This window comes from Sulfodiicoccus acidiphilus, assembly GCF_003967175.1.
In the GTDB taxonomy this organism is placed as follows: Archaea; Thermoproteota; Thermoprotei_A; order Sulfolobales; family Sulfolobaceae; genus Sulfodiicoccus; species Sulfodiicoccus acidiphilus.
Genome location: NZ_AP018553.1, coordinates 394332 through 411672 on the forward strand (window position 1 = coordinate 394332; position 17341 = coordinate 411672).

The 17341-nt window shown below is 50.3% G+C and carries 15 protein-coding genes and 1 pseudogene; 9 read left to right on the forward strand and 7 right to left on the reverse strand.

What is annotated here, in order from left to right; translation table 11 throughout:
- The gene (locus tag HS1genome_RS02225) at window positions 1-366 is read right to left on the reverse strand and encodes an acetyl-coenzyme A synthetase N-terminal domain-containing protein (protein ID WP_126449326.1); all 366 of its coding nucleotides are present in this window, start codon (window positions 364-366) and stop codon (window positions 1-3) included.
- Between the two features lie 91 nt (window positions 367-457).
- On the opposite strand from HS1genome_RS02225, the gene HS1genome_RS02230 reads away from it, so the two are divergent.
- The 5 genes and pseudogenes from HS1genome_RS02230 (at window position 458) to HS1genome_RS02245 (ending at window position 4143) form a co-directional block, all read left to right on the forward strand.
- Complete coding sequence (locus HS1genome_RS02230; RefSeq protein WP_126449327.1) at window positions 458-1228, forward strand: enoyl-CoA hydratase/isomerase family protein; 771 nt, start codon at window positions 458-460, stop codon at window positions 1226-1228.
- 6 nt (window positions 1229-1234) lie between these two features.
- The gene (locus HS1genome_RS02235) at window positions 1235-1597 is read left to right on the forward strand and encodes an acyl-CoA dehydrogenase family protein (protein WP_126449328.1); all 363 of its coding nucleotides are present in this window, start codon (window positions 1235-1237) and stop codon (window positions 1595-1597) included.
- 11 nt (window positions 1598-1608) lie between these two features.
- Window positions 1609-1791 (forward strand): annotated as a pseudogene (locus tag HS1genome_RS13275) (acyl-CoA dehydrogenase family protein); the annotation flags it as partial.
- Window positions 1792-1803: 12 nt separating this feature from the next.
- Window positions 1804-2355, forward strand: coding sequence for an acyl-CoA dehydrogenase family protein (locus HS1genome_RS12335; protein ID WP_126451274.1), 552 nt, complete (start codon window positions 1804-1806; stop codon window positions 2353-2355).
- 285 nt (window positions 2356-2640) lie between these two features.
- Window positions 2641-4143, forward strand: coding sequence for a thiamine pyrophosphate-binding protein (locus tag HS1genome_RS02245; protein ID WP_126449329.1), 1503 nt, complete (start codon window positions 2641-2643; stop codon window positions 4141-4143).
- 268 nt (window positions 4144-4411) lie between these two features.
- Here the strand turns inward: HS1genome_RS02245 and HS1genome_RS02250 are convergent, their stop codons facing one another.
- On the reverse strand, window positions 4412-5551 hold the full coding sequence (locus HS1genome_RS02250; protein WP_126449331.1) for a pyridoxal phosphate-dependent aminotransferase: 1140 nt from the start codon (window positions 5549-5551) through the stop codon (window positions 4412-4414).
- A 422-nt stretch (window positions 5552-5973) separates the two neighbouring features.
- On the opposite strand from HS1genome_RS02250, the gene HS1genome_RS02255 reads away from it, so the two are divergent.
- The 3 genes from HS1genome_RS02255 (at window position 5974) to HS1genome_RS02265 (ending at window position 8509) form a co-directional block, all read left to right on the forward strand.
- Complete coding sequence (locus tag HS1genome_RS02255; protein WP_158613673.1) at window positions 5974-6729, forward strand: GNAT family N-acetyltransferase; 756 nt, start codon at window positions 5974-5976, stop codon at window positions 6727-6729.
- 420 nt (window positions 6730-7149) lie between these two features.
- On the forward strand, window positions 7150-7995 hold the full coding sequence (locus HS1genome_RS02260; protein WP_126449335.1) for an FAD binding domain-containing protein: 846 nt from the start codon (window positions 7150-7152) through the stop codon (window positions 7993-7995).
- Between the two features lie 4 nt (window positions 7996-7999).
- Window positions 8000-8509 carry a (2Fe-2S)-binding protein gene (locus HS1genome_RS02265; RefSeq protein ID WP_126449336.1) on the forward strand — a complete coding sequence of 170 codons (510 nt, stop codon included), beginning with the start codon at window positions 8000-8002 and terminating at the stop codon, window positions 8507-8509.
- Here the strand turns inward: HS1genome_RS02265 and HS1genome_RS02270 are convergent.
- Window positions 8506-9723: a threonine synthase gene (locus HS1genome_RS02270; RefSeq protein WP_126449338.1), complete on the reverse strand. Its 1218-nt coding sequence runs from the start codon at window positions 9721-9723 to the stop codon at window positions 8506-8508. The two genes, HS1genome_RS02265 and HS1genome_RS02270, sit on opposite strands and share 4 nt — an antisense overlap.
- A gap of 152 nt (window positions 9724-9875) precedes the next feature.
- Between HS1genome_RS02270 and HS1genome_RS02275 the strand changes: the two genes are divergently transcribed.
- Complete coding sequence (locus HS1genome_RS02275) at window positions 9876-11276, forward strand: APC family permease (RefSeq protein ID WP_126449339.1); 1401 nt, start codon at window positions 9876-9878, stop codon at window positions 11274-11276.
- 37 nt (window positions 11277-11313) lie between these two features.
- On the opposite strand, the gene HS1genome_RS02280 is transcribed toward HS1genome_RS02275, so the two are convergent.
- The 4 genes from HS1genome_RS02280 to HS1genome_RS02295 all read right to left on the reverse strand — a co-directional run bounded on the left by HS1genome_RS02280 (window position 11314) and on the right by HS1genome_RS02295 (window position 16955).
- Window positions 11314-12789 carry a GMC family oxidoreductase N-terminal domain-containing protein gene (locus tag HS1genome_RS02280; protein ID WP_126449340.1) on the reverse strand — a complete coding sequence of 492 codons (1476 nt, stop codon included), beginning with the start codon at window positions 12787-12789 and terminating at the stop codon, window positions 11314-11316.
- Entirely contained in the window at window positions 12776-13249 is a 474-nt protein-coding gene (locus HS1genome_RS02285) for a gluconate 2-dehydrogenase subunit 3 family protein (protein ID WP_158613675.1), read from the reverse strand. The genes HS1genome_RS02280 and HS1genome_RS02285 overlap by 14 nt, the downstream gene beginning before the upstream one ends.
- Window positions 13250-13509: 260 nt before the next feature.
- Window positions 13510-14667 (reverse strand): acyl-CoA dehydrogenase family protein, encoded by a 1158-nt coding sequence (locus tag HS1genome_RS02290; protein WP_126449344.1) that lies wholly within the window; start codon window positions 14665-14667, stop codon window positions 13510-13512.
- A gap of 5 nt (window positions 14668-14672) precedes the next feature.
- Window positions 14673-16955, reverse strand: a complete 2283-nt coding sequence (locus tag HS1genome_RS02295; protein ID WP_126449346.1) for a xanthine dehydrogenase family protein molybdopterin-binding subunit — start codon at window positions 16953-16955, stop codon at window positions 14673-14675.
- Between the last annotated feature and the right edge of the window lie 386 nt (window positions 16956-17341).

A 17341-nucleotide genomic window follows, 5' to 3' on the forward strand; every position in this document is an offset into this window, starting at 1 on the left:
TTAACTCCCCCAGCTCAGCTTCCTGTCTTTCCTGGACTCGGACAGGGCCACCACCGCTTCCTCCTGAGTAGACTGGGAGGACAACAGGTTTTCGGCGAAGTTCAGTTTGGCCCCAATGAACCACCTAGTCCTTGGCATCTCGCCGCTGCTCACGATGTCGTACCGTCTAGAACATCTAATGTCGAAGAATTGCCACAACTTCCTCCAAAACTCATCGGCGTCCCTTACAGACCACTCCCACAGTTCGTCGTAGTCTACGAACTCTCGGCCACCCTCTCTCAACCACTTCATAAATCGAGACAAGTTGCTTTCCTCCTTCCTCTTATCGCCAGGTACCCAGAGTGGAGTCTGTTTCTCTTCACTCATGTTCTCACAATCTGCTCTACTCGTTTAATTAGCTTTGTATACGAATTCCTTTTCAGTAGAACATATTAAGGTAAAGAAGTCAGAACCAACTATGGAATCTAAGAACCTAGAGGTTTCGAAACAGGATGGGAAACTCGTCGTGACCTTCAACAGGCCCAACAAGTTGAACGCTTGGAGTGAACAATTGGTAGACGAACTGACTACCCTCCTGGAGGAAGCTTCTTTCGACAACGAAATTAAGGTTATTGTATTGACAGGGAAGGGGAAGGCATTCAGCGCAGGAGGGGACCTCGACGAGTTCCTAGCGTCCACTCCTCAACAGGTAGAGAAGTACAACAGGAAGGTCATTGATCTCTTCAGACTGATGGAGAAAATGAGGAAACCAATCATCGCTGCTGTGAATGGTTACTGTAACTTGGAGACTATACAAGCGGTAGATTACGTGTTGGCCTCTACAACTGCTAAGTTCGGACTTCCTGAAATAAACGTGGCGATCAGCCCAGGCGCAGGGATTCTGGTTCGCCTACCTAGGTTGGTGGGACACCTTAAGACCAAGGAAATAGCGCTATTTGGGGAGTGGATTGACGCTGAAACTGCTGTTAAGATGGGCCTAGTCAATCGGGTCGTTTCCCCAGAGGAATTGATGAGGGTTGCTGACGAACTCGCCACTAAGCTGGCCTCCAAAGCCCCCCTCACTTTAGGGGCGATAAAGGCAGTTATAAATAATTCACAGGGTATGGGAAAGGACGAGGCAATGGAGTACCAGCTGAAGGAGAATTCCTCTCTCTTCAATACCGAGGACCTAAGGGAGGGAATCAAGGCTTTTCTAGAAAAAAGGAAACCCGTCTACAAGGGAAAGTGAAATTCGTTGAAGAAGGAAACTCTCGAGTTAATAACGGATGCTGTGGGATCCTTCGACCTAGATTACTTCGCCCTTAACCACGCGAGATTTCCGGAAGAAATGTGGTGGACTCTAGGGAAGAGGAGGCTCTTTGGTTTGTTGATCCCAGAAGAAAAGGGTGGATTGGGGTTAGGCGTAGGTGACTTCGTCAAGAGCTGCATCGAGATGTCGGAGAGAGTTCTCACTTTCACTTACCTTTTCATCGCCCAGAACCTCATTGCGTTACTTCTCTACTCGTCTTATCGAGGTAGTCGAGAAGAACTGCTAGAGGATGTGATAACTGGAAGGAGAAGGGTCAGTATGGCCCTGTACGAGAGGGGGCAGGAGTAGATGCGTTTGGGATAGAAGCTGTAGGTCAGGAAAGGGGTGAGCGATATGTCTTAAGGGGGAAGAAGGATTTCGTCACCAATGCTGAGCTGAATCACTACCTAGTGACCGTAGTGAGGACAGGAGAACGAACCAAAAAGTCGGGCGGTCTGACAGCGTTTGTTGTGGAAAAAGGCTCGCCTGGCCTCGAAATAGGAAGAGTGAAAAAGATGGGCCTAGACTTCTTAACCTTGAATAACGTTGAGTTAAACGGCGTTGAGGTAGAGAAGACGGAAACTGTGGGTGAAATCGGCAACGCGTGGAGGAGTCTGATAGGAGCCTTTAACGTAGACAGGCTGGCCTTGGCGGGAATGTTGGTAGGTTCTGGGAGGAGGGCGTTATGGTTGGCGGTTCAACACGCGAAGGAGAGAAGGACCTTTGGGAGAGTTCTAGGTTCGAACCAAGCAATCCAGTTTCCATTGGCTAGGGCCCACGTGAAGCTGGACGCTGCGGAGGCCCTCGTTTTCAGGTCGCTCAATGAAGGGGATCCCGGTTCCATAGAATTTGGGCTTGCTGCCATAGAGTCCCTCTATCAGTCGGTTGAGGCCTCGAGCGAGGCAGTAGACGTGGCGCTCCAAACTCTGGGTGGGCAAGGATACGTAGAAGGTCCCATAGAGATGCTCTACAGGGATGTGAGGTACTATAAACTAGGTCCCATATCGGAGGAGATGAGTCTTTCCGCCATAGCGGAGAGGACCCTCGGGCTTCCAAGATCCTTCTAATGCCCCAGGGCCTCGAAACTGTGAGAGTGTCCCAGGTACTTGCGCTTAGTAGGAAGGCCCTTCTCACTGGCGATAAAGGTTGAGGGGGACGTTTCTCTAGGAAACCCAGCTTAGCGCAGGGCCCACTACCTACGTTGTTAGACCCTTACGGCGAGTCCCCACTCCTTTCACGTGATGTAACGTTAGCTTCACGGAGGTCAGCGAGGAAGTCGGAAACGTAAACTATAGGCAAACTAGGTTCTATGTTCGCAATACTAAAATAGACGGCTAAGACTAAAGCGAACCATGAGAGCAGCGGAGTACGTATTCGCTTTCGTTAGACTCGCTCGTGCAAAGAAAGTGTTTGGAAATCCCGGGACCACCGAACTTCCCCTACTTAGGCGAATACCAGGAGATATTCAATACGTTCTATCCCTTCACGACGGACTTGCTGTTGGGATGGCGGAGGGCGCTTTTCTCATATCTGGGAGGCCCCAGTTCGTTAGTCTCCACGGTGCCATTGGGTTATCTAACGCGATAGGTTACATTCGGAGCGCACTCATGGACAGGGCACCACTTCTGGTGCTTGTAGGTCAACAGCACTCCGAGTTCTTGTCGGACGAGCCTCTTATTTGGGGGGATATCCTCAAGATAGCAAGGCCGGTCGTTAAGGATGCGTTCGAGGTAAGGACTCCCATTGACGTTCCAAAACTCCTTACCAGGGCGCTAAAAGTCGCCGTGGCACCTCCATGGGGACCGGCAGTGGTGAGTTTGCCCTTCGATATAGTGGATGAGGACGTGAAGGAGTCCCCTGCCATTCCCACTTTCTCCTTCTCGATTTTGTGCGAAGACTCTTCAGTTCAGGAGGTCGCTTCTTGGCTCACAGGGGGAAGTAAGGTGGCGATCGTTGCTGGATACGAGGTAGACGTCTACATGGCCCACGAGGAGCTTAGGACGCTGGCCGAAAGGATCAGTGCCACTGTTTTCGCTGAACCTAACGCACATCGTTCCCCCTTTTACTCCTCTCACCCCCTCTTTGAAGGAGATCTACCGTGGGAGGCTGACGAGATGTTGAAGAAACTGTCAGTTTACGATAGAATATTGATTGTGGGGGGGACTCTCAACTTCTTAACACCTCCTACTGAAAAGGATTTTAAATTAAACATATTTCAAGTTACGTCTGACCCCGAGGAAGCTGAGAAGAGAAAATGGAACACAATTTGCTGTAACGTTAAAGAATTCCTCACTAAACTGAATTCTGCTCTCCCAAGAAGTAGCATCAGTCTTAAGATAGAAACGGAGAGACCAAAGCCAGTTGGCACCACAATCATCAATTTCCTCGAGGAGTTAGCCTCAAACTCCCAGGATAGGGAGAAGTTCGCCGAAGCCTCGTCTCTAATGGGAGAGATAAGGAGGACCATGGGATATTTTCCGTCTAGGTTCTTTGGACTGAAGTCGGGTTTATTGGGGTGGAGTCTAACAGCTGCTGTCGGGGCTGCATTGGAGGGGGCAAGGCCTCTAGTACTTATAGGTGATGGGGGATTCCATTACAGCTGTCAGTCACTATGGACCGCGTCTAACTACGGCGCCACGGAGCTGAGAGCGGTGGTGTTTAATAACAGAGGTTACGAGATTCTAAGGAGACATTTTAGGGACGAACCTTGGCTCTCCCCCTTAACTTCACCTTACAAGGTGGCCGAGGCCTATGGGGTGGAAGCGAAGAAGGTTGGACTCAAAGAGGCGAGTAAGGAAATCAGTTGGTTAGTTAGAGGAAAGGGTCCTAAGCTGCTCCAAGTAGACTTTGCGTGATTTGTGTCAGGTCGAGGATAAAAGGTGAGATATCGAAAGTGGACGAAAATCATCCAACGAGCGTTTTTCCATAACTCCAATTGTTGTGAGATTCGAATCGTGAACTCTAGTGATCTCCGTTACTTCTGGACTCTTAAGACTTCGCAACTTTCAGCCAAGGGTAGGGTAAAACCGAGGATTGTGCTGGGAGTAATCGTGTTCGACACCATCTTGCTCCTCTTACCTCGATTAAGGTTGGGCGAATGTAACTAGAGTATAATTTAAATCATTAAATTGCGCTAAAGTAGTCGACAAGGGCGTAGAGCCCTTTCTTTAATTCTTCCTCACTCTGGCAGAACGAAATCCTTATTCTCCCTTCTCCTCCTGGCCCGAAACCGACTCCAGGTACTGTGGCAACCCTCTTCACCTTCAAGAGTTCCTCCGCTATTTCCCTCGATGAGCCTTCTTTGACATATTTGGGAAAGGCGTAGAAGGTACCTTCTACCTCGTTTAGCTTTAACGACTCCACTGGACCTAAGATTTGGTACAACAGATTTCTTCTTCTGAGGTATTCCGGTTTTACAGAACTTACTAGCTTCTCCTGATGGTCGAGGGCGAAGGAGCAGGCTTCCTGGATAAATGGTGGGAAACAGGTTATCGTGTTTTCTATTAGGGACTTAATTCTGTCGACTAACCGTGAGTTGGCAACAACGTAACCCGCTCTCCAACCCGTCATGGAGAAGCTCTTCGAGAGGCTGTAGACAGAAACCACTCTCGTAGGTCTTTCCTCTAGGGAACCGATCGAGAAGTGGTCACCTTCGAATACAATGTCCTCGTAGGCCTCATCGCTTATGATGTAGAGGTTCCTTCTGTCCGCGAACTCGAAAAGTTCCCTGAGCGACTTTTCTGGAAAGACCCTTCCCGTAGGGTTTGAGGGGGTATTCACCACTATAGCGACGGTCTTCTCAGTAACAGCCTTCTCTACTTCCTCTATATCTAGGTTGAAAGACGGTTCGCGAAGTGTGTATCTTCTAGCTTCTCCTCCAGCTAGTTTGATCGCTCCTGAGTAGAGGTAACCTGGATCCGGCACAAGGATCTCCCCGCCGTTGTTCACTAACGCGAAGAATGTGGCATAAAGAGCAAATTTACTTGGGATGAAGACTACCTCCTCTGGCGTGGCATTTATGTTGTTTATGCGTCTAACCTTCTCTGACGCGGCCGATCTCACCGTTCTCAGTCCTCTAGAGTCAGTGTAATGGGTTAGTCCCCTCACCATGGCCTCTTTGGCGACCTCAACTATTTCCAATGGAGTAGGAAAGTACGGATCTCCTGCCGCTAGGGAGTAGACCTCCTCTCCTCGTGATTTCATTTCAATGGCTTTATACATCAGTTCGAGGGTGAGGGATTCCTCGAGTTCTACTTTGTCCATTAATTGAGCTATGGACTATCCATTTTTACTTTTTCCATATGTATACTACGGAGTAGAAAAGTTGCGGTCTCCTGTGGATTCTATCTCCCGGATAAAGGATAGTTCTCCTACTCGAGGACTCAAGGGTAAGGGAGATCCTCCTCAGCAGGATGACCCTCTGAAGGTTTGAAACTTTCATTTCTGATCAGCCCAATCGAGAAGAACTACCCCACTGCTTAGGCCTTAATTCAAGTGACCGTATAACGGTTCAAGTCTACCTAGCTCACCTCGGCTAAAGCCGTCCCAGCTAATCAACCGTTCGCCACGAGCCTACGTCCGGAGAAACCAAACTCTGCTCAAGTCCCTCAGCCGCAAGCGGTATGCTTGTTCAATTGGAGGGTCACGCCCTTAGGCTTTTAGATCCCTTTCGAAACAGGATTGTTATGATACGGAGAGCCACTTTGGAGAACGTTCTCAGGATGGCGGAGGTTTTCTCGAAGGCCATGGGCCTAAAGGATGCCGAGGGAGCTACTGAGGCCTTCAGGACTGCTATTAGGTTCGGAATGTGCCTCGTGGCCGAAGATGGGGAGATTATGGGTACTGCCTGTCTGACTCCCTACACCAAGGTGGCATGGGTGGGTGGGGTAGCGGTTAGGCCTGAACTTCAGGGAAGGGGAATAGGTAGGGCACTCGTGATCCGACTACTGAACCTAGTCCGATTTCCCACGGTGAGGCTGGACGCCACGGAGGTGGGGAAGCACTTGTACAGGAAACTGGGCTTCTCAGAGGAATATCGTACCGTCACCTATGACCTATCTTGGGTTCACCCGACTCACGTGGAGACGGTGGAGGGACTTGAGGATTGGATGTTAGAGTTGGACAAGGAGGCCTTCGGGGACGACAGGTCAGCCCTCCTAGAGACCTCAGGCGGGATCGCGTTGAAGGCCGAAAGGGGGTTCGGGGTCCTGAGCCGCGGTCTATTGGGTCAGGTAGTGGCTGAAGACGAGGGGTCTGCCGAGGCCGTGATAAGGGGGGCCGTGGCGTTAGGAGCGAGGTACCTAGTGGCCCCGAGTTATAGGTCTGGATTTTTGGAGAGCATTGGAGCTAGGGAGGTATACAGGTGCACCAGGATGAGCTTGGGGCGCCACAGGGAAGCTAGTGGACTGCTATACGGTATCTACGGATACATGTTCGGATAACACCTCGGGCTTGAGGTAGATGTATGAACAAGGTTGTCTCCACATACCCTGTTCCTTGGACATAATACTCTCCCCTTTTCGTGATTTAGAGAAAGGGGGGCTTTCACGCTCCGAAAGGTATAAGTTGGTTCTCTCAAATTCTGTTCGTGCCTACCTTGAGGGCTGATCGCTTCGTCCACGTTATCGACTCACTTCTCTGGCCTCTTCGCCATAAAGGGCTATCTCGTTTTCCTAGACTAAGTGATACATGTAAGGGTGGAGACTACAAAATCAGCACCCCCGGTTTTCTGAGAAAGGTCTAAGTCTCTTCTCCTTGCTGCTAAGCGGCGCCTAGCAATGTACTGCATGTGGCATAAACAGGGTTCCAAACATTAGCACCAGCAGGCATATTTAAAAAGCAGTTAAATGCAGGACTAAGTGATGCCCGTAATCAAGACGAGGAATTACGTAAGGCCCACCAGTGTATCGGAAGCCTCTCAACTACTCGCCGACGAAAACACGTTGGCTGTAGCGGGCGGAACTCTGGTGTACATACTGTCCGCTAAGGGACTGCTTGGCGAGGTAGATACCATCGTCGACCTAGAAACGCTAGGGTTGTCGTTCGTACGGGTTTGTGAGGAAAAAGGAGAGCTCGGTGCGACTACCAAGATCCAGGCTTTAGTGGATCGAACGGACCTACCAGCCGTTCTGAGGGAAGCGTCACTTTACGTTCCTAAAGAGGTTCGCAATATGGGGACAATAGGAGGAGAAGTTTCCGCAGCATATCCTTATTTCGACGTGGCCTGCGCGCTCATGAGTCTAGACACCGTAGTTAAGTTGACAGATGGAAGTAAGACGACTTCACGTTCCCTAGACGGGTTCTACAGGGGAATCCTAGAACCAGACGTGGATAAGGGGAGGATCGTGAAGTCCCTCGAGTTTCCTGTCAATAAGTTCGATTTCACGAAGTACAAGAGGAAGTCTCTCACTGCGCACGGTTACGGTATCGCATCCTTAGCTCTTTCTCTAAGGAGGCTGCAAGGAGTGGTGGAGGATATTAGAGTTGTAGCGGGAGGAGCCCTCAGTACGCCACCGACCAGGTTGTTGGATGTAGAGGGGAAACTCAAAGGAAGGGAACTAAACGAGGAGCTCCTCAGCGTAGCTAGGGAGGCCGTCATGTCTTCTTCTTACCTTAAGCCAACTGACGACATCAAAGCCTCCTCTAACTATAAGAGGAGGCTGTTTTCCATCCTATTGGGGGAAATACTGGACGAGGTGGCGAGGTGAAACTATGCGACTCAAACTAAAAGTGAACGGTGAGGAAGTGAACGTTGAATACGCTCCAGGAGAGTCCCTATTGGACGTGTTGAGAGGAAGACTCGATCTGAAGGGAGCGAAGAGGGGATGTGATGGGGACGGATGTGGAGCTTGTGCCGTGCTATTGGACGGGAGACCGATCTACTCCTGCATGCTCTTGGCTCCTAAGGCCGAAGGGAAGGAAATAATGACCATAGAGGGCATCACTAACGACGATCAGTTGAACGTAATTCAAAGGCTCTTTGTAGAGAGGTGGGCGACTCAATGCGGTTACTGTACCCCTGGCTTCATTGTAGCGATAGAGGCCTTAAGGAGAGAGCTCGAAAGCAATCCAGCAAGAATCCGGACGAACTTCAAGAACGATCTCGAGAAGTTTGTGCTGGACGGGCTGACTAGTCACATCTGTAGATGCACCGGATATTTACCCATAAGGCAAGTAGCTAAGGAAGTTGTTGAAACAAAAGCAAGGGAAATCAAGGGCTAACTACCGTGGGTAACGCGTTTCAAGGCAGCAATCACTTCTTCCAATTCAGCTAGAGGTACTTGTGTCCTTTCCACACGATAATCCTTAAATCCAATACCTGTGGTCACAACCACGACGACGTCGTCCTTCCCTATCTTCCCTACTTCACTCAATTCTCTGACTGCCTCGAAGGCCGTGGCGGAAGTCAATTCACAGAAAATTCCCTCGCTTGTAGCCACCTCGATCTGAGAGGGTGAGATCATTTCCTCCTTCACGCCCACGGCCACCCCGCGGGAATCGTAAATTGCCTCAAGGGCATGTTCGGCCCCGAAGCTGACGTCGATAGCCTTTGCCAGAGTACCTTTACTTGGAGTTTCAGGCACGAATTCTAACTTCTGTTCAACAGCCCTCACTAAAGGTGCAGCTCGCTCACTTTGTACCGCAACCATCCTAGGGAGTTGATCGATATCACCCCCCTCGAGTATTTCCTTGAACCCCTTGTAAACTCCGTAGAGCAAATCTCCACCGGCTACAGGTACCACTACGAAGTCCGGCCGACCTACACTTAAGAAGATCTCGTAGGCTATTGTCTTGTAAGCGTCAGGTAGTAACGGGTTGACTGGAGCCCACATGAACAGATTTCTCCACCCTGGAACGCTAAGAGAAATTTTCTTCAATCCCTCCAGGAGCTTCGAGGTACTGCTGAAGAGATCCTTCACTTTGAATACCTCTGGCGAGAAAAGGAGGAGATGAAGCAGTTTCTGTTCTGCCACGTTCTCCCTGACTAATACAGCACACTTGGTACCAGCAATCGCCGAGTAGGCAGCTACGGACGTAGCAGCGTTACCGCTTGAGGCAGTGAACACTCCTCTGTAGTTCCACTGTTTAGCCAATGAGACTCCGAGGCTAGCAGCCCTATCCTTGAACGAACCTGTAGGATTTACTGTTTCAAGTTTAGCGAAAAGATTCCTCAGACCGAGTTTAGCTCCAAATCTCTCTAACTTCCTTAAGGGAGTCCAACCCTCACCTGCCGTTACTATCTTAGAGATCTCTACAGGAGGTAACGCCTCAACGAAGTCCCACATACTTTCTCTGGACAAGGATCTCTTCCTTATTTTGGTCGGAGAGTAGACTGTTGTCAGTATTCCCCCGCATTTGGGGCACCTAAATAAAGTGTCTAGGGGGTATTCACTTTTGCACTTCCAGCAGTGTAACTTGACAAAGCCCGTTTCCATGTCACTCCTTCCTTCTCAGTCTTAAAAATTCTTCACATTCGAGTAAGGGAGTACGTCTCATCCGCAGCGTGAGGCCCTCCACCTTTATCTCAGTGGTGATGGTGATTTATTAGGAAGGATATTTACTTTTGAACAGATTAGGTCGAAAGGAAATGAGTGGTGACAAGGGACTAGAGAAGGGATCTCTCGGTTTCAGATATTTGTTGGCAGAGAGTATAGCTCTCATATCTCCGATGGGTGCCGCCTTAGGGACTCTACTCGGTAGTGCACAGTACGCCCAAGGTGCATTTCCACTAGCTGTACTTGTGGCAATGCTGGTGACGGTCTTTTGGATCAACACGCCTTATCAATTCTCTAAGAAGATCGCTGGAGCGGGGGGATTTTACCACTATGGAGCCGAGGCCGTGGGTCCTTCATTCGGAACATTAGTTGGATGGTTCTACTTAATGAACTACTTCTTCTTCATAGCACCTGGAGGGATCTTCATTTTCGGGTTGATCCTCCCCACAATTTTGTCTCAATTCGGTGTTTCATCTTATCCTACTTGGATTGTTTTGCCCGCTAACGCCGTCTACCTCATGTTGATTTTCGTCCTAACGTACTTCGGGATAAGGCCCTCCTTAAAGTACAGCCTAGTTGCCTCTATGTTGGAAGTAGCTTTCCTAGCATTTTTCGCTGGCTTTGTAATACTCCACTCGATCAACAGTCCTCTAGTTTTCACGCCAACCCTGTCTCCAACAGGCTGGAGCGGCGTCCTATTGGGAGCCGTCTACGGTTTCACGGCGGTCTCTGGAGTCTCTGGCACGGTCTACTTGGGTGAGGAAGCGAAGGCGCCCTTGAAGAACGTCAAGCGCGCCTTGGCCATAAGTTTTTCGATCACAGCGGCAACTTTCGTTTTGGTTTCGTACGCTATGACTGTTGGGTGGGGAATAAACGACATGAGTTCTTTCGCCTCTTCTGGAGTACCTGGTATAATCCTCAGCTACAAGTTCCTTGGCCTAGCTGGACTGGGAGTGATCTCAGCTTTAGTCCTTAACAGCGTGTTCGCTGGTGGGTTGGCTCCCCTTATCGCTTCGGCGAGACTGGTTTACTCCATGGGTAGGGATAGGCTGTTGCCAGAAAAACTAGGGAGAGTCAATAAACATAAAGTACCTGGCCTCGCTTCGCTCGTTTTAGCGATCGCAGCTGTGGTGATTTCGACTCTTAGTGTAATAGGGCTCGGGGTGGAGGGTGGTTTCATTTTCATGCTGCTGTTGGCTGGTGTGGGATCTCTAGTGGCGCACGTCCTTGGTTCGATCGCCTTACCTCTTTATTATAGAAGAAGGAGTTTTAATCTTGTATTTCATGGTCTATTTCCAGGAATATTTCTGGCCTCTGCCGTTCTAGTAGCCTATAGCCTACTCATCCCATTCACCTTCCCGGTATATTTAGGCCCTCTCGTCGCAGTTCTGTGGGGATTACTCTGTTGGCTATTAATTAGGAGGAGGAGAACCATGGGTGGATGGGAGCTAGTTGGAAGGGCCCCCATAAGGGAACATGAACAAGCTACGTAAGTTCGAGTTCATATATAACTCTCGAAACTATTTTGGATCATTCCTTTAGGTTGTTCCTCAACATGTACTCTGCTGCTATGTCTGCCAAGGCGTAAATGGTAAGCGACGGATTCACGTCTAGGACGCTGGGGATGGCGCTTCCGTCTGGAACGAACAGGTTCTTGACGTCGTGAGATTCTAGGTGAGAGTTGACTACACTCTTCGAGGTGTCTTCTCCCATCCTACACGTTCCCTGAACGTGGTGTGAGAGGAGGATCGAATGAAACACCTCCTCAGCCCCAGCAAGCCTCAGTGCCTCTTCCGCCACTTCCCTAGCCCTTCTAATAATTCTTCTATCGCCTCTGGTCACCGGCTTGTAGAATACGGGATTTCCGTTGGAGTCGAGCCTCACCTCTCCGTTATTCGAATCGTGAATAGTGACAAATATTCCAGCCACCTTGCCGTAGTTCATTAACAACGATTTTAGTTTTCCTCCCACCAACGGCCTACCCTCAGGGTCCGTAACTACCTCCGCGAAGCCCAAGGGGCCCTCCATGCTCTCTGAGAACTGTAACAGGAAGCCTTCTCTCTCCGCGAAGTCAGGCACTTCGGCCGAAATGGGGTGTATGAGCCAATTTCTTAGTGTGTCCCTGAATCTCCCGAAGACAATGGTGCCCGTATTAGCCGCCAAGTTCTTTCCGATCTGCAGCGAGCTGTCGCTGTATTCTGAGAGCTCCCTTAGCTTGCTTCTTAATAGTATTTGAGGAGTTTCGAGCGCCCCAGCGGCTACCACTACCACCTTAGATTTGAGTTCCACGGCTCTCCCCTCACTATCGAGGAATTTAATTCCCTTAGCTACAAGTCCCTCCTGTGTTCTTTCAACGAGCACCTCTCTGACCGTAGAGTTGGGAAACAGATCTGCTCCAGCGTAAAGGGAAGGAACGATGTAAGATACTAGGCTGCCCCTCTTGGCTTCTGTGGGGCAACCGAAGAGACAACCCGACTGATCACAGTTAACGTCGACGTAAGCATTGACAGCTTCCGCCTTAAGTCCCATCTTTTCGAAGCCTTTGGCGATCAATCTAGTTCCCGCGTCCCACTCAGTGTATCTCCTCACGCGGGTCTCCCTCTCTATTCTCTCGTAGCGAGGTTCCAGATCTTCGAGGGTTAAGGGTTCTCCACGTTCGTTAGTGACTTTGGTCTCCCTGTACCACTCCTTCAAGTTCCACGCCGGTGCCCTGTGGGCTACTGCCGTAAATATGGTGGTGGAACCACCCACACATCTCCCCATTCCTAGGGAGATCTCGTCCATATCGCCGAACAACTCACTGTTTGAAGTCCACCGCGGTTCCCACCACAGTTTCCTATAGGCGTCGAGTTCGAATCTGGTGAAATCGTTCGTCCCGTAATAGCCACCACGTTCTATGATTGCTACCTTTTTCCCTGCCATGGATAGCCTATATGCTACCAGGCCTCCTGCTGCGCCAGAACCAACTATGATCGCGTGGTAGTCGTACACTTTATCTTCCTCCACACTCCTGATATATTTTTAGAAACGACCAATCCTTCTTCACTCCGTCTATTCTCTTTCCTCCAAAACCAACCTCGTCCCACGCTGTCCTTCCCTGATACCAAGGATCTCTGTAATCCGAGTAGAATCCCTCCAATATTAGGGCCCTCAGGAGGAACACGTTCTTGAAAGTGGACTTCCTCCTCAGGAGAGTGTAAAGTACGTCCTCCCTTTGGCTTTGTTCGAGTGAGCAAAATCCCCTCCCGAAAAGTTCTCCAGACGCGCCTTCTACTTCTATTAAAGCTTCAATTACCTCGTCTCTCAGTGGAGTACCGTATATCCTAGAATCTACGTAGTTGGCGGAGCCAACTTCCTTAGCTCCCACCCCAGATGGGATCGAAGGTATTAGGGCCTCTGCCACACACTTCAGTAACTGGTACTCCGACTCTGACAATGAGAATGGCGGTCTACACTCGTCCCCCACTTTCCGTCGATATTTATTTATTAGAGAGATATATAAGCCAAGATCATGAGCCCTACGGTTCCTTCGACCCAACCTATTACAAAAGACGGCAACAGCTATGGAGGGGAAGGTAGTAAATCATGGACCTGTGATCTTCCCTGAGGGATCCCCTTCAGGGGATGGAGTTCAGAAAAGATTGTGAAGGTGGAGGTCAAGTTAGCCTCACTTAGCTTACTACGTCCCCTTCTTTCCAATTGTAGGCCCGTTCCCTCCTTCCTCGCTTAGAAAGATCTTGGCAATCCTAATACGTTGTGGGAGACGTAGGCTAGGGTCATCTGTTCTGGAACAGGACCTACTCTCAAAAGCCTAGCGTTTCGCCAATGCATCTCAACTCCTGTATCCGAGCCGAATGCCATACCTCCGAACGCCTGCATTGCGGCGTCAGCTGCTAAGAACGCTGCTTTGGCGGTTATGAAGGCCGCGCTATTTGCCTCGAAGGCGGCGTTTTCACCTAAGTCTAACTTCATGGCTGCCTCTTGAGCCATTCTCCAACCTGCCTCACTTAACATCTTGGCCTCAGCGAGAGGAAACTGAATGGCCTGGTTTGCCCCTATTGGTTTCCCGAACGTCTTTCTCACTTTCGTATATTCTACAGTTTTATTTATAACGAGTTCCGCAAGTCCGACCCCCAAAGTAGCAGTAGACACCCTCTCAGCGTTTAGAATGCGTGCGAGATTCCTCCACCCCTCGTTGGGCTTTCCAAGAACCGCTTCCTCTGGGACACTCACATTATCGAAGACTACCTCATATGATCCCAACGACTTCAGAGCAATGTCGTCTATCCTAGTACATTTCAACCCCCTGTGAGAGGAAGGATCTAAGAGGAAAAGTGTAAGGGAGTTGGGATCTCTACGATTATTCTCTCCAGTCCTCGCGAGGAGTATCATCATCCTGGAAACTCCCGCCATGGTTGTCCAGACCTTTCTCCCCGTAATTATGTACTCTCCCGCCTTGTATTCAGCTCTAGTCGTTATGCTCAAAGTGTCCACTCCCGCCCCTGGTTCCGTAATGGCTACACACGGGTTCGCCGAACCATTCATGATCGTCGGTAAGAACTTCTCCAATTGCTCACTATTTCCCAGTAGGCGTAGGGGTAAGACGCCGAAGACGTTGTAGGCCATAACTAGGTCTCCAGCATCCATGCTGGTGGAAGTTGTCAGGGTCCTGAGAACTTTTAGATAGTCCTTCAGTTCCAGTCCCAAACCACCCAACTCCTTCGGTAGCAGGAGGTAGTTGAGGCCGGCGTTCCTAACAGCCTCCATGAACTCGCTGGGGAAGAGGGCTTGTTTATCGTGTTTAACCCAGTAAGATTCTGGGAAAGATTTCGACAATTCCCTCGTGGCGTCCAACATCAGTTCAAGTGTCTCACTGTCGTACAAGTCTCTCACTTCTTTTCAATCGCTACCAGAACGTCTTCGGCTCTGAAGGGCATCTTATACAACCTGACTCCCACCGCGTCGTATATCGCGTTGCCTATGGCCGCGGCTATGGGTATTATTCCATTCTCTGCGATTCCCATCGCCCCGAAAGGCCCTTCCGCGTTTTCGCTGTCGACGAACTCTACTACCACATCAGGTGCCTCTGTGGCGCTCGGTACTTCGTAATCTCCGAAACCGACATTGATGACTCTACCCTCCTTCAGCTCCAACTCCTCGAAAAGAGCGTGTCCTAATCCCTGGACGATCCCGCCAATTACCTGCCCCTCAGCCGCTAGGGGATTTATCACGCGACCCACGTTGTGAACGCTGAACACCTTGAGCACCTTCACCTCCCCAGTTAAAGTGTCCACCTCGACTTCGGCGATCTGAGCGGCCTGGGCATATCCAGCAGATATATTCCCCTTGTTCTCCTCGTTAGCCATCTCCGTAGGGGGATCGTAGTAGAAGTACTCGTATAGCAACCTTCCTCTCTGAAAGTGCAATCTTCTCACTACCTTTCCCAGGTCCAACTCCTCTGTACTTTTACCGACGATCTCTACCTTTCCTCCAGACAACGTCACCTCGGACGGCGTCACGTTAAAGAGTGATGCTGTCTCAACTATCATCCTTTCCCTGAGTCTCTTGGCGGCCTCAAACGCAGCCCTCCCACACACGAAGGTGGCCCTGCTCGCGTGTGTAGCGGTGTCCCAAGGCCTCATGTCGGCGTCGTCTTTGTAGATCACTTCGACCTTCTCGAGGGGGAGGTCGAGTACAGAAGCTACAATCTGCGCTATTCCGTTCGCGCTCCCTTGGCCCATTTCCGTCATACCAGTGAAGACAGTTACCTTTCCACCATCGTCGACCTTCACTGCGGCTCCACAACCGTCTGTACGGTAGACCCTAGCTCCGCCTCCTACGTGAAATAACGCCGCGATCCCCATCCCCCTCCTAAACCTTCCTGACCTTCTCTCTCTCGTCCTCCACCTCGCCAACTCCCCCACTCTACTTAGCACCGTCCTAAGCCTGGCGTTGTCCACTCTCATACCTTGCGGGGTCACGTACTGACCCTCGTAGGCGTTAAGTAGCCTGAAATCTAGCCTGTCCATTTCGAGCTCCTCGGCTAACATGTCCATGTGGGACTCTATAGCGAACGTCACCTGCGGGTTCCCCGCACCCCTCATGTTGATTGTGTACGGGTTATTGGTATAGACTGCCGTGGCTACGAATTCGACGTTGGGTACAGCGTAGAGCCCTGTTGTGGTCGATGCCATCACTCTTGCGTCGAAAACTCCCCAAGATACGTAGGCCCCGCTGTCCAACAACACCTCCACTCTCCTCGCGGTGAGCCTTCCATTTCTATCCACGCCTGACGTGACTTCGATCTCTGCTCCCTGGCGCGTCGGAGAACACATGAAGTCCTCCGTTCTGCTGTAGACTAACTTCACAGGCCTCTTCGTTTTTAGGGCCAGGAGAGACACGATAACTTCGAACGGATAGACGTCCATCCCCCGTCCAAAGTTTCCACCTATGTAAGGTTGAACGATTTTGACTCTATCCATCGTCAGTCCCAAGATCTTCGACAACTCCGCCTTTAGTTGGTACGGCTCTTGGGTGTTTGAAATTAGCGTTAGGTTATTTCTCTCGTCCAAGAAAGCGAGGGCACCCAAAGTCCCCATGGGAGCGAACGCGACCCTAGGAACCGAGAAGGCGTCTTTCCTCACTAGGTGGCTCTTGCGGAGAGCCTCCTCTACGTTCCCAGCTCTGACGTTAAAGTTCAGTTTCACGATATTTGAACCGTTCTCTTCGTGTACTAGAGGTGCTCCCGGTTTCAAGGCCTCCTTTGGATCGAAGACTGGAGGAAGTTCCTCCATTTCCATGTCCACTTCTTGGACGTACTTCTTGGCCTTATCCTCGTCCGTAGAGGCGATGGCCACCACCTCGTCGCAAACTGACCTAACCTTGGGGAACTTAAGGGGAGGGTTGTCTCTTAGAATGCCTATGTTACCCAGCTTAGATTCCCTTCCGTCGACGACGGCCTTAACGGAATCTAGTCGTTGGATCTTCTCGTAGTCTATTCTCCTTATCTTCCCGTGAGGTATGGGACTTCTTGCGATTGCCGCGTAGAGCATCCCGGGAAGCTCAACGTCAATTAAATACTTAGCTCTCCCACTGGTCTTCTCAGGTCCGTCCACAAACCTCGGGATCTTCTCACCTATGTAACGTCCCCTTATGGTATCACCGGAACTCATTTCGATAACAACCTAACTATCTTATTATAAGCCTTCCCCTCAAATCTCCACAACGGAAAGTCTTGAGTCAGGCGATCGATCAGTGGGTACCGTACGTAATACGTTGGCCTAACCGTGCTCCATTCATCTCAACTTGGCCTTTAACCTTACATCCAGCCGACCTCAACTTCCTGCCCTTGGAACAGAAGAATCCCACCCGACCTCAGGCCGGAGTTTAGGTCGTCGTTCGCCAGTGGGGAAGAGTGTTCGCACAAACGAACTACAACCTGTGTGTAGCCTCGAGGGCCGTTCGGAAAATCACTGAGAGAGTCAACGAGAGTTAAGTTTGAACTCAAAGGGAAATAGTCTCCTACTGTGAATTTTCTTTGAGCTCCGAGCATAAGGTA